A 13,115-nucleotide genomic window follows, 5' to 3' on the forward strand; every position below is an offset into this window, starting at 1 on the left:
TTAAAATCCCATTGCTTTGTTTGTCTTTGCTATGGATTTTGCACCATCTGTCTCAAGTTCCATCATGGCACGGATAGCATCGACATTCTCAGGGATGACATCAGATTCCTGGTGGATTGCCTGGAAGAAGTAAAGTTCACCTTCATACATTGTGATAGAATCTTCCCAGATACAGTTCTCCCACATGTCACCTCTTGGACGTCCGATATCTTTTCCAAGCTCCATTATCTCGGCTGTAGAGCCGATTCCCTGACCTATAAGTCTTATACGTGGCTGCTTTGCAAACAGGGCTTTCACATCAGCAGCAGTGCATTCCTTTTCCAATTCAATGTTAAGGGTGTGCAGGTGCATCAGGGTTGTAGGTAACTTCACAGCAGTTGAAGTTATGTTAATGTGCGGTATAACTGTCTTAACATCGGGTCCGTGATGAGAAGGAAGCTTTATCGGATTTGGCACAATAGCATTGATAGGTCCGTTCTTGACATCATTTGGGTCAGCAGCTCTTCTCATGAGTGTGACCCTCACTTTTTTCACACCATATTCCTGATCAAGCGGATATATAACTCTGCACAGGCCGGTTGTGTTACATGATACGACCCTTACAAAGTCCCTACCTAGTGCTTCGGCATAATTAGATTCCGCGTTGAATGAACAGCCTGCAAGTTCATGCTCCTCTCCGCCCTGCCAGATGGCCTTGACACCAGCTTTTTCATAGAGGACTTTGTTTTTTTCACCTACTCCACCAGGCGTACAGTCAACAACAACATCAGCTTTTGCGATCATGTCTTCAATTGTACCTGCTGCAGGAATTCCTGCTTTGTTCATAGCATCGATCTTGTCAGCAGGGGTGTAGACATCATACCCTTTCTTTTGTGCAACGAAGGCTTCGTAATTAGGCTTTGTTTTAGCAATGCCTATTATCTCCATATCATCCTGCACAGTAACAGCATCTGCCACTCGTTTACCAATTGTACCGTATCCGTTTATTGCAACCTTTATTTTAGACATAATTAATTACTTCCTATTTATTTATTCATTTATTTATATGACATTAAATTATGAATAGATAGAATATACTTTAAAATCACTTATGAAAAATAATAGCTTCTCCAGTTCCAAAATTGATCTCTTTCACCAACCCTTTTACAACCTCTTTTTCCCCGAGTATCCCATACAGATCAATATTCTCTCCGTCAACAATAATCTTTGTGACAGATTCCATAACTGTACTACGAGTTTCACCATTGACAAGAATAACCTTCAGCTCACACATAGATGTTCCTCCTATTCAATTAACCGGGCTACTGAACAGCCCTTAGGTGCCCCAATATCCTCTCCCACAGGATCGCACTTTACCTTAAGTAAATAGGCTATCGGACTATAACTCTCTTCTGACAGTGTCTCGTAATTTGCCATTCCTTTACTTATGATAAGTGATGCATTTTCCAGTGCTTCTTTAAGCTCCTGCGGAGCTTCCTCAAGGCAAACACCTATTGCATTGGAGCCTGTTGTGAGTACGCGGTCTACTTTTTCACCAATATTGAACTCCTTGACCTCATCCATTGTCACATCATTCAGTATTGGTGCTCCTCTTACAACAAGAGTTATGTTTCCACCCATTTTTTTAATTATCTCAAATACAAGAGTATCTATGAGGATTTCCCCGCAGTTGTCTGCCAGATATACAACATTACTGAGCTTATCCAGCATCCTGTCAGTATCGTCTATATCCAGTCCGCGCCTGAAATGCTCCCTGAAGGTATCCTCAAACACATCAATGGGCACATCAAGTCCCATAACACCATAATCAAAATAATTGCCTATTACAGCCGCAAGAACTGCACGTTTGAATGTGGCAACATCATCCCCGTCCCCGTTGAAAACATGTGAACGTATGACTGGAAGGAACCTGGCTGCAGTATTGCTGCTCAGCTCTTTCATTTTACGATACGGATCATTGTCGTTGAGGATTGCATAGGCTTTCCTGTGTATGGCTGTAGACAATTCTGCCGCGGGCATTCCCGGCCGATAGATAGAGTTCATTACTTCTATACCACCGATAATTGCTTTGTGCATTAGCTCCTCGTCATCAGTTGACTGTTCTGCTTCCAGGTGAACCCGGGATAGCAGGCAATATGAACATCTTGGGTGAACTTTCATAGGATCATTCCTGTGGATTTCGGGTCTGTATTTTTATCATGTGCAATAAGTTTAACCTTGCTTATAAAGAAAGCGAAAAAAACTTTGTGTGAATCTATTACATAGCGCCATTATTTAAAAATAAGGAGGAAAGTTAAGTTTTAAAAAATGAGATATATAATAAATAAATTTAGTAACATTTATAAGTAATTAACTTTTTTAGGTAAAATATCCGGAGTGAACCGGATAAATTGGTACACTAAAAAAGGTGGTTAAATTCATATGAGATCGAAAAAAACATTATTATGCTTAGTTGTTACTATAGCAGTATCCCTTGTACTGGTCAGTCCCGCCACGGGTGCTCTCTATCGCGGAGTAGACTTCCCTTCCGGAGCTGTGTCCTTTGCCGATGAGGTCGTAGACTACCAGCTCAATGGTGGGGCATCCTCAGGAGATATTAACAAAATACTTGGAGTAGCAGACAATAAATATGTTAGTCTTGGTGCAAAAGGTTATGCTATTGTAAAATTCACAGACAATTCCCTGACAACATCAGGCGACAACCGATATGATCTTGCTGTATTTGAAGCAGGGACTTCTTCAAATGAACTTGTCGAAGTTTTCATTAGTACAGATAATCATAATTGGATTAAGATAGGTAATGCCAACAGGAAAACATTGTTTGATATTGATGCAATAGATGGAGTTATCCAGGACGAAAGATACAGTTACGTCAAACTAATAGACTTAAACGGACTCAGTAGTGGTGCTTCATATGAAGGTGCTGACATGGATGCAGTTGGTGCCATAACATCGGCCTGTCCGGCTTCTGAAGGGCCTGAGGATGATGGTGGCGAACAAACACCTGTTAACAACAACATTCCGGAATTCCCTACTGTGGCTCTTCCAATGATAGCAATTTTGGGACTTGCACTTGTTTTCATTAGAAGTAAGGAGTAACTTTTCCAGACTGGAACCTTTTAAGGTTCCTTTCATGTTTCCTTTTTTACATTATTTTTGAGAGCAATGCTTTTGTTATCACTTACTTTTAAATCCCATGGGGATGTATAAACAGCTTCATGTTTGTAACGGTTGCATTATTGCTTGTAAGCCTGGTGATGATCACCAAGGGTGCCGACTGGTTTGTAGAATCTGCGGTCTCCATTTCCGAGAAAAGCGGCATTCCAAAAATAATAATCGGAGCCACCATTGTCAGTTTTGCAACTACGGCACCGGAATTTACTGTTTCTGCAATGGCAGCATATCTTGATCACGTGGAAATGACAATCGGTAACGCTGTAGGTTCTGCCATATGCAATATAGGCTTGATACTGGGTTCTATAGTTGCAATCAAAGCAATACCCATAGAACTTCATGGTTTCACACGCAAGGGTGCTTTCATGCTGGGCTCAGCACTCCTTTTGATAGTCGTAGCATATGACGGCGTGGTTTCCTCATTCGATGGTTTTCTGCTTTTGGCAGTGTTCGTTGGATTCCTCTATTATAATTACCGCCTTCAACGTGCTATTTTTGATGGAAATGAAAATGTAAGAGAAAAACTTCCGTTAAGCCACATGAAGAAAGATATTATACTTTTCCTCACCGGTGCCATTCTTGTAGTTATAGGTAGTCGCATTCTGGTTGATTCCGGAATAACTATTGCAGAATGGCTTGGAGTTCCTGAGATGATCATAGCTCTGACACTTGTTGCCCTGGGTACATCACTCCCTGAGCTGATAACTGCGGTTTCTGCTACATTAAAAGGGCATCAGGATATTTCCATAGGTAACATACTTGGTGCAAATACAATGGATATTGCACTGATCCTTGGCGTATCTTCCCAGATACGACCTCTTACCATTCTCCCCCAGTCCCTTGAATATGATTTCCCATTCATGATCCTTATAATGATACTTCTCCTGGTTTTTGGTATTACCGGGAAGAAACTGTCAAGATGGGAGGGCGGCCTGATACTTGGAGTCTATCTAGGATATATTGCTGGCCTGTTCACACTTTATAATTAAAGAACAACTTGCAGCTACGAATGACAAGTTAAAATCACATATGATCAGTGTACTGTTAATGAGGGCTGGCCCTCCTGAACTGATTCTTTTTTATTATCCTGCATTGTCTTGCTTTCTGAATGAACCTTTATTTTTCTCTAACTGGATTTAAATATGATAATTACCATCAGTAATACCTATGCAACTTCCAAGTCCGGATGAATTAAAGCAGAAAAGGATTGATCTTGGCCTTACACAAAGTGATCTTGCAAAACGGGCAGGTGTCAGCCAGCCCCTTATAGCCAGAATAGAAGCAGGTGATGTAGACCCCAGGTTATCGACTCTAAGGAAGATTATTGATGTTTTCAATGATATCGAAAAAGAGGACATATACCTCAGGGACATCATGAACCGTGAGCTCATATCCGTATCTCCTGATGAGAGTGTGGATACTGCGGTCCAGATCATGGAGAAGTACAACATATCCCAGATACCAGTTATACATGAAGGCATTTCTGTTGGCAGCATATCCGAAGATATGATCGTCCGGTCAATGACTGATAAAAAGAGTTCCGTAGTGTCTCATATGAAAATAGGTGACATCATGGGTGATTCTTTCCCGACGCTCCCTCCAAATACTGATGTTAAAACGGCATCCTATATGCTGGAGAAACATCCGGCCGTACTAGTACTGGAAAAAGGTCATGTTACAGGAGTTGTAACGAAGTACGATATACTGAAATTACTAAGCGATTAGGATTTCATGTGTGCGTCTGGCTAAGGTTATATAATAAGGTTGCATATCAGGCAAAAGTTGCCCATCAGCGGGCAATTCAGCTATGCATCATGCGAGTCACCTCCCATGGTTGCAAAGTAAATTAGAATCATTAATTATAATTACAGGGCAAAGATAATCAGGAGATTAATATGGATCTAGAAGATACGCTTCTTATGATGCCAGGACCGGTTCCTGTTGCACCTCGTGTTCTCAGGGCAATGTCAAAACCTATGATAAATCACAGGGGAGCAGAGTTTGCGGCAATGTATGATGACTGCTGCGAAATTCTGGCTGATGTTTTCCAGACAAAGAATGATGTTTTAATTATAAGCGGTTCAGGCACTGCCGCAATGGAAGCAGCTGTTGGATGTACAACAGGCAAGGATGATGTCGTAATCACCCTTGAAAATGGTAAATTCGGTGAGAGATTCAAGAAAATAGCTTCCAGATATGGAAAAGTGAATCCTTTAGAGAATGAATGGGGTCGCTCATTTGACCTTGCTGAAGTTGAAAAGAAACTTGAGGAAGGCGCAAAATCCATCACCCTTATTCACAACGAAACCTCTGTGGGAATTCAGAACCCTGCTAAAGAGATCGGAAAACTTGCAAAGGAAAACGATGCACTTTTCATTATGGATGGCGTAACCACTATTGGTGGAGATGCTGTCAAAACAGATGACTGGGGCATTGATATTGCAGTTGTTGGTTCACAAAAATGCATTGCTGCACCGCCCGGGCTTTCAATGGTCTCGGTCAGTGAACGTGCTTTTGAAGTTATGGATGAAATGGAAAAACTGCCATATTACCTTGACCTCAAAGCATACAAAAAGAGCGGTGACAAATCACAGACACCCTATACTCCGGCAGTTCCTCTGTTCTTCGGTCTCCAGGAAGCACTCCATATAGTAAAGGAAGAAGGTATGGATGCCAGGATAAAGCGTCACGCCACATGTGCAGAAGCCGTCCGCGCAGCAGCAGTAGCAATGGGCATTGAGATGTTCCCGCAGCTTAATGATGAGCACAGTCAATATTCTAATACAGTCACTGCTATGAAAGCTCCTGAAGGAGTTTCCGGGAATGATATAAAGAAAGATATGCTTGCAAGAGGTATCATCATTGCCGGCGGGCAGGACCACCTAAGCGGCAAGATATTCAGGATCGGAAGTATGGGCAATGTACAGCCAAAAGATATCATGCTGACAATACAGGAACTTGAAGTCGTCCTCAAAAAGAGAGGAATCATACCAAGCATAGGAGCAGGTACAGAAGCTGCCAGCGAAGTTCTGGATACCCTCCTTTAATATTTTATCAGGTGAACATGGCAACAATAGGCGTTGTAGACACTACATTTGCACGCTTTAACATGGGGAAAGCTGCAATCGATGAGATCCGGAAGAACGTTTCTGCTAAAATAATACGCAGAACAGTTCCAGGCGTAAAGGATCTTCCTGTGGCTGCCAAAAAACTTATAGATGAAGAAGGATGCGATATTGTTATAGCTCTTGGCATGCCGGGCAGTAAAGAACAGGATAAGATATGTGCCCATGAAGCATCCACAGGAATAATTCAGGCACAGCTTATGACAAATACCCATATAATAGAGGTTTTTGTTCATGAGGATGAAGCAAAGGACGAAAAAGAACTTGCTTTCCTTATGGAACAAAGATCAAGAGAGCATGCGTTTAACGTTGTCAAAATGTTATCCAGGCCTGATAAAATGATAAAGGAAGCCGGCACCGGCCAAAGACAGGGATTTGAGGATATAGGGCCTGCAAGAATCTGATATCGGATCTAAGCAACAATATAATTATAATCTGTAATATATAATATAAGCAACCTTAAGTGATCATTATGACCATAAAATTAGGATTTGTAATAGCTGAATTTAACAGGGACCTCACATTCCAGATGGAACTGCTTGGCGAAGAGCATGCAAAATTCCTTGGAGCACAGGTAGTGGATAAGATTCTTGTACCAGGAGTATACGATATGCCTCTGGCTATCAAAAAACTCTGCCAGCGCAGTGATATTGATGCAGTAGTTACAATGGGAATTGTTATTGAAGGTGCAACAAAACACGATGAAATAGTTGTGCAGCATGCTGCAAGAAAAATCATCGATCTGTCCCTTGAATATAACAAGCCTGTAACCTTGGGAATTGCAGGACCTGGAATGACAAGGATGGAAGCCCATGAGCGTGTGGACTATGCAAAGCGTGCTGTGGAAGCAGCAGTCAAACTCGTACAACGTCTCTGATCAGGTGTAGACTGAACTGAAAAATGGTTGTGTTAATTCCATGGCATCCTCAAGACTAGAGCGTGTGGAAGAATCGGCAACGATCAAAGCTGCAAATATTGCTAACAAATTGAAACAGGAAGGTTTCGACATCATCAGTTTTACTCTGGGTGAACCTGACTTCGATACTCCTAAACATATATGTGATGCTGCAGCAGATGCAATGTACAAGGGAGAGACACATTATACACCTTCAGCCGGAATTCCGGAACTGAGGAATGCTATTGCTGAAAAACTCCGTACAGAGAACAAACTGGATGCAAAAGCTTCGGATATACTCGTCACACCCGGCGCAAAGCAGGCCATTTTTGAAATAATGATGTCAGTACTCGACGATGGAGACGAGGCGCTTCTCTGCGATCCTGCATGGGTTTCCTATGATCCTGCAATCAAATTTGCAGGTGCAAACCCTGTATGGGTACCTACTGATCATGAAAATGGTTTTAAGCCTAGTAATATGGAAGAATATGTCACTGACAAAACAAAACTCATCATTGTTAACAGCCCGGGAAATCCTACAGGAGCTGTCTATGATAAGCAGACCCTGAAAGCTATTGCGGACATTGCAATTGATAAAAATATTCTTGTGCTTTCTGATGAAATATATGAAAAGATCATCTATGACAGGGAACATTTGAGTATTGGTTCATTTGAAGGCATGCAGGACAGAACCATAACTGTAAATGGATTCTCCAAAGCCTACGCAATGACTGGCTGGAGGCTTGGTTATGTCTGTGCAAAACCTGAGATATTCAATGGCCTGTTAAAAATACAATCCCATTCAGTCAGCAGTGCAACAACCTTTGTCCAGTACGGTGGTGTTGCAGCCCTTGAAGGACCACAGGAACCAGTAACTAAAATGGTTGACAGATTCAAATTAAGACGTGATCTCCTTGTAGACGGCCTTAATGCCATTGGTATAAAATGCCAGAAACCAGGCGGTGCTTTCTATGCCTTTGCAGATGTAAGCGAGTATGGAAATGGTGATGCTGTCACCGAAAAGCTCCTTATGGATGCACATGTTGCAGTTACCCCAGGGTCTGCTTTCGGGGAAAGTGGCAAGGACTTCATAAGGATATCCTATGCCACATCACTGGAAAGAATACAGGAAGGATTGGAAAGGATCGAGTCAGCACTTGTCTGATCTATCCTTTTTATGTACACAATTGTACACTGTACTTTTTTACTATATAATTACGCTTACTTGTAGCGTTCAAGCACTTTTTTAATGATCTTTCCACTACTGCAAAGTGGACATGACAATGACTTTTCCAGTCTGGTGACCTTACAATTAAAACCTCGTTCATGCAGATCTTTTTGAAGTCTGGCAATATCAAAACCCTGATCATATCCCAGTACAACAATATCAGGTTTTATTTCCTTGATAGGCTCGAAAATATCTGAATCACTTCCAAGAATAGCTTTATCAACTATTTTCAGGGAATTGACCATTTCAACCCTTTGATCATCGGGGATTATAGGTTTTGGTTTATGTCTTATCATGGATTCCCTGGCAACTATCACATAAAGTTCATCGCCCATTTTCTTAGATTCACGAAGATAGAGTATGTGTCCCGGATGAAGCAGATCAAATGTTCCTGTTGCAAGTACTCTTACCAAAACATCACCTGTGCTGCTCCCTATAAACAAGCATATATTATAAAGATAGCTCCAAAATAATAACTTCCAAACCACGATATTTACAAATGGCCACTACAAATACGCACACTATTTATATGTAGAATTATATACTAAACACAGAAATATAACCCGCGTAAGTTACACATCAAAACACATTCACTGAGGCATCAGGAACTGTGGTGTAATTACTCTTTTCGAACTACGGTGACTGCATGAAGATATATAGCAAAACGATCATAACTCTGGGAATAGTTTTTATCTTTCTCTTTTCACTCACGGCAGCTGTTACCAGTTATGTATTCATGACCCATACAGAACAAGTTGAAAATGATGTGTTAAAAGATAATGCCCTCCGGGTCCAGCGGGCATTCTCCAATGAGATATCTCACATGGATAATAACTTATATGACTGGTCTGCATGGGATGCAACATATCAATATATCCAGGACAACAATTCAGAGTATCTTAACTCCAACATTCAGCAAATTGACATTTTTTTGACATTAAATATCAATTTCATGCTGTTCTATGACAACAACGGAAATCTCGTTTATGGAAAAGCCGTTGATCTTACTGAAGAAAAAGAAATTCCAATCCCCCCTGATCTTGATGAGCATTTTAATGTGGACAGCATTTTACTGGACCACCCTTCAATTGATTCAGCGTCTTCAGGCATCATTATGTTGGAAGATTCGTTTGTCATCGTTGTTTCAAGACCAATTATAAAAAGTGATTATACAGGCCCTATAGCCGGTACTATGGTTACTGGAAGATTCCTTGATGACTCCTTCATAGCTCAGATTGAAGAACAAACACTGCTTCCAATTACCATTCAAGCTCTTGATAGCTCAAATTTGCCTTTGAGTTTTGGATTGATTAAAGAGCAAGTACTGAAAGAAAATTATGCAACAAATATCAATAATGAAAATAACATTGTTTCAGCTTATTTCTTAATAGAAGACATTTACGGAAAACCTGCAATTATAATGAAGACAGAGATGCCAAGACTAATTTACAAAGAAGGCCTGGCAGCTATATCCCTCACATTTTACATGACGCTTCTGATATCAGTAACATTTGCTCTGTTGTTGTCTTTCCTGCTGAAGAAAAATCTGTTATCCAGAATCACTTCCTTGCGTAATGGGATCCAGGCAATTGATTTAAAAGCTGATATTAATTCCCGTATTTATATGGATGGGAACGATGAATTATCAGAACTTGCGAATAATATCAATTCCATGCTGGATTCTTTGCAGGAAAAAAATGCAATCTTCCAATCTACTATTGAATCCGTTGCTTATGGACTCATTGCAGTTGATAATGAAGACAAGGTTCTCTTTATGAATCCAGAATACCGGCATATGTTTAAATTGCCGCCTGAAATGGAATCCGAAAAAGATGGAACAAAAATACTAAAAATTGCCCTCCAAAAAGCTCAAAAACCTGATGAACTTTCAAACAGAATTAATGAAAATAAGCTTTCGTTTGATGCGAACAAAACTTTTGTAAAATTAATAGATGGAAGAACAATCCAGACATATTCATTACCTCTGGTAATTGACGATCGGATATCCGGCCGGCTTTATGCCCATAGCGACATCACCGAGATACTGGCACATGAGAAGGAACTCAGAAAAGAGATCGACAGAAGAGAGGAAGCAGAAGAGAAACTACTGCTTAGTGAAGATAAATTCTCAAAAATTGCAACCTCTGCTAACGATGCAATAATAATGATCAATGATGAAGGCAAGACAACTTTCTGGAATGATGCCGCAGCAAGGATGTTTGGATATCCTGAAAATGAGGCTCTTGGAAAGAATGTACACAGTTTAATCGCACCTGAAAAGTATACAGATGCATATTCAAGAGGGTTTAGAAAATTCACAGAAACGGGTTTTGGTGCTGTAATAGGCAGTACGATCGAACTTGAAGGAAAACATAAGGATGAAACAAAATTCCCTATTGAGCTTTCATTATCATCAATACAACTCTCTGACGGGACATGGAATGCAGTGGCCATAATTCGTGACGTTACAGAACGCAAACGACTGGATACCATGGAGCATGAACTCCTGGAAAGACTGACCACTATAATAAATAACATCAATAGCGGTATAATGCTAATTGATAGTGAGAACAAAAAGATAGTTGATGTAAACCCTGTGGCAGCAGATATGATCGGACTTCCCCGCAAATCGATAATAGGAAATGTGTGCCACAAATTTGTCTGTCCTGCACATGAAAAACAATGTCCTATAATAGACCTGCACCAGAAAGTAGAGCAGTCTGAGCGGTTCCTTTTAAGCAAGGATGGAAAGGAAATACCCATCATAAAGTCAGTTGTTTCTGTAAAACTAAAGGGGAAAGAGTATCTTGTAGAGAGCTTCTATGACATATCCGGCAGAAAAAAGGTTGAGGATGCACTCATAAAAGCTAAATTCGCTGCAGAAGCCTCTGACAGAGCAAAAAGCGAGTTCCTCACAAACATGAGTCATGAACTTCGCACACCCCTTAACTCTATAATCGGATTTTCAGATATGCTGATCTATAATGAACACGATTCTTTCAACAAAAAGCAAATAAGGTACCTTACAAATATCTCAAACAGTGGCAAGCACCTTCTGGAAGTCATAAACGATATTCTTGACCTTTCAAAAATAGAAGCTGGAAAAATGGACCTTGTAGTTGAAGAGTTTCATGTTTTTGATGTGCTGGATGAAGTAAAGAAAACTGTTTTAACCCTTGCAACTCAGAAAGGTCTTTCGCTTGAATTTGAAATTGAAGAAGATGTTGCAGTAATAACAGCAGACAGACTCAAGTTAAAACAAATACTCTATAACCTGATAGGCAATGCAATAAAATTCACCATGGAAGGTGGTCATATCCATGTATCTGCAAAAAAAGCCCTTGATCATATAGAGATCGGAATAAAAGATTCCGGCATAGGCATCCACCCCGACGACCAGAAAAACCTTTTTGAACCTTTCAGGCAGATAGACTCTGCCCTTAACAGAACATATGAAGGTTCCGGACTTGGGCTTGCAATTGTCAGGAAATATGTTGAAATGCACGGAGGAAGCATTCGTGTTGAAAGTGAACCTGACAAAGGTTCATCATTCATATTCAAATTACCTCTTTAAAACCCGCCATCATCCCGGGTGTGCTAAAAGGCATCAAAACTTTATTTTTTAATTGTACCTACTACAGGATAATTTTCAAGTGCATCGATCTCATGAGGAGCTTCCATATCCAGAGCCTCTGTAAGATCTGTGCCTGCAACATGCAATCCCATATGCTCTCCGCCATTCCAGAATTCGCTGCCACTTACGTCATAGACCTGACCAGCATAGACAACATATACTTTTTCCCCGTCTTTACCATTAAATTTTGCAACTTCTTCAAGTGTAAATTCCTGCATATTCTCACCACTCATACATTTAATTTCAGGCTTATAGGCTTTTGGGTCTTGCCCCTATTTATGTTTTCTTTTTAGGGATGAACTGGAATAACTGCAGATGGGTGTTCACGAACATGAATCTCGAGAAATCATAACACCTCGGCTAATATTTTATGATGCATCCCCCTTCTGTGCCCATTTTTTCAAAATACTGCTGGTGGTATTCCTCTGCACGGTAAAAAGGTCCGACAGGTTGTATCTGGGTTACAATCTCCCGAGAATATCTTCCGGATTTTTCCAGATTGATCCTGGAAGCTATAGCAGCATTGCGCTGCTCAGCATTATGATAGAATATGGCAGAACGATATTGTGTTCCTATATCCGGTCCCTGTCTGTTCAGGGTTGTAGGATCGTGCAGTTCCCAGAAAAGCTCCAGTAATTTATCGTAAGATACAGCTGCAGGATTGAAAACAACTTCCACAGCTTCCGCATGCCCGGTAGTACCCGTGCATACTTCCTTATATGTCGGATTTTCCTTTGCTCCTCCGGTATAGCCTACCTGGGTAAAGTCCACACCTTTTACCTTTCTAAAAACGGATTCCACTCCCCAGAAGCAACCTGCTGCAAAAGTTGCTATTTCATAGCCTTTCTTAAGTAACTCTTCTCTTGACCCCATCTGATCACCTACAATAATTATCTACAATGATTATCTATAATCATCATCTATAATAATCACCTACAATAATCATCTATAATAATCACCTACAATAATCATCTATAATAATCACCTACAATAATCACCTACAATAATCACCTACAATAATCACCTACAATAATCACCTACAATAATCATCTATAATAA

Annotated in this window: 14 protein-coding genes; 8 read left to right on the top strand and 6 right to left on the bottom strand. The window is 40.5% G+C overall.

The window, feature by feature from the left end:
- The 3 genes from BB781_RS09800 to BB781_RS09810 all read right to left on the bottom strand — a co-directional run bounded on the left by BB781_RS09800 (window position 1) and on the right by BB781_RS09810 (window position 2,160).
- Window positions 1-1,008: a type II glyceraldehyde-3-phosphate dehydrogenase gene (locus BB781_RS09800; RefSeq protein WP_094228311.1), complete on the bottom strand. Its 1,008-nt coding sequence runs from the start codon at window positions 1,006-1,008 to the stop codon at window positions 1-3.
- Window positions 1,009-1,084: 76 nt separating this feature from the next.
- On the bottom strand, window positions 1,085-1,273 hold the full coding sequence (locus BB781_RS09805; protein ID WP_094228312.1) for a CooT family nickel-binding protein: 189 nt from the start codon (window positions 1,271-1,273) through the stop codon (window positions 1,085-1,087).
- An 11-nt stretch (window positions 1,274-1,284) separates the two neighbouring features.
- Entirely contained in the window at window positions 1,285-2,160 is an 876-nt protein-coding gene (locus tag BB781_RS09810) for a damage-control phosphatase ARMT1 family protein (RefSeq protein WP_094228313.1), read from the bottom strand.
- Window positions 2,161-2,421: 261 nt separating this feature from the next.
- Here BB781_RS09810 and BB781_RS16145 point away from each other — a divergent pair, with 261 nt between their 5' ends.
- The 7 genes from BB781_RS16145 (at window position 2,422) to BB781_RS09845 (ending at window position 8,359) form a co-directional block, all read left to right on the top strand.
- Window positions 2,422-3,099, top strand: coding sequence for a PEF-CTERM sorting domain-containing protein (locus BB781_RS16145; protein WP_094228314.1), 678 nt, complete (start codon window positions 2,422-2,424; stop codon window positions 3,097-3,099).
- Window positions 3,100-3,218: 119 nt separating this feature from the next.
- Window positions 3,219-4,163, top strand: a complete 945-nt coding sequence (locus tag BB781_RS09820) for a calcium/sodium antiporter (RefSeq protein ID WP_094228315.1) — start codon at window positions 3,219-3,221, stop codon at window positions 4,161-4,163.
- Between the two features lie 178 nt (window positions 4,164-4,341).
- Window positions 4,342-4,899, top strand: a complete 558-nt coding sequence (locus tag BB781_RS09825) for a CBS domain-containing protein (RefSeq protein WP_094228316.1) — start codon at window positions 4,342-4,344, stop codon at window positions 4,897-4,899.
- Window positions 4,900-5,069: 170 nt separating this feature from the next.
- On the top strand, window positions 5,070-6,221 hold the full coding sequence (locus tag BB781_RS09830) for a pyridoxal-phosphate-dependent aminotransferase family protein (RefSeq protein WP_094228317.1): 1,152 nt from the start codon (window positions 5,070-5,072) through the stop codon (window positions 6,219-6,221).
- 17 nt (window positions 6,222-6,238) lie between these two features.
- Entirely contained in the window at window positions 6,239-6,703 is a 465-nt protein-coding gene (ribC, locus tag BB781_RS09835) for a riboflavin synthase (protein ID WP_094228318.1), read from the top strand.
- A 68-nt stretch (window positions 6,704-6,771) separates the two neighbouring features.
- Entirely contained in the window at window positions 6,772-7,176 is a 405-nt protein-coding gene (ribH, locus tag BB781_RS09840) for a 6,7-dimethyl-8-ribityllumazine synthase (RefSeq protein ID WP_094228319.1), read from the top strand.
- A gap of 40 nt (window positions 7,177-7,216) precedes the next feature.
- Window positions 7,217-8,359 carry a pyridoxal phosphate-dependent aminotransferase gene (locus BB781_RS09845; protein WP_094228320.1) on the top strand — a complete coding sequence of 381 codons (1,143 nt, stop codon included), beginning with the start codon at window positions 7,217-7,219 and terminating at the stop codon, window positions 8,357-8,359.
- A gap of 56 nt (window positions 8,360-8,415) precedes the next feature.
- On the opposite strand, the gene BB781_RS09850 is transcribed toward BB781_RS09845, so the two are convergent.
- The gene (locus BB781_RS09850; RefSeq protein ID WP_242492612.1) at window positions 8,416-8,871 is read right to left on the bottom strand and encodes an FAD synthase; all 456 of its coding nucleotides are present in this window, start codon (window positions 8,869-8,871) and stop codon (window positions 8,416-8,418) included.
- 197 nt (window positions 8,872-9,068) lie between these two features.
- Between BB781_RS09850 and BB781_RS09855 the strand changes: the two genes are divergently transcribed.
- A complete protein-coding gene (locus tag BB781_RS09855; RefSeq protein WP_094228322.1) occupies window positions 9,069-11,996 on the top strand; it encodes a CHASE4 domain-containing protein in 2,928 nt (975 codons plus the stop codon).
- Between the two features lie 41 nt (window positions 11,997-12,037).
- Here BB781_RS09855 and BB781_RS09860 read toward each other — a convergent pair whose 3' ends face one another.
- Together BB781_RS09860 and msrA are read right to left on the bottom strand one after the other, a co-directional pair.
- The gene (locus BB781_RS09860; RefSeq protein WP_094228323.1) at window positions 12,038-12,274 is read right to left on the bottom strand and encodes a cytochrome b5 domain-containing protein; all 237 of its coding nucleotides are present in this window, start codon (window positions 12,272-12,274) and stop codon (window positions 12,038-12,040) included.
- Window positions 12,275-12,416: 142 nt separating this feature from the next.
- Window positions 12,417-12,929 (bottom strand): peptide-methionine (S)-S-oxide reductase MsrA, encoded by a 513-nt coding sequence (gene msrA, locus BB781_RS09865; protein WP_094228324.1) that lies wholly within the window; start codon window positions 12,927-12,929, stop codon window positions 12,417-12,419.
- Window positions 12,930-13,115 lie beyond the last annotated feature (186 nt).

The organism is Methanolobus psychrotolerans (assembly GCF_002243045.1).
Lineage (GTDB): Archaea > Halobacteriota > Methanosarcinia > Methanosarcinales > Methanosarcinaceae > Methanolobus > Methanolobus psychrotolerans.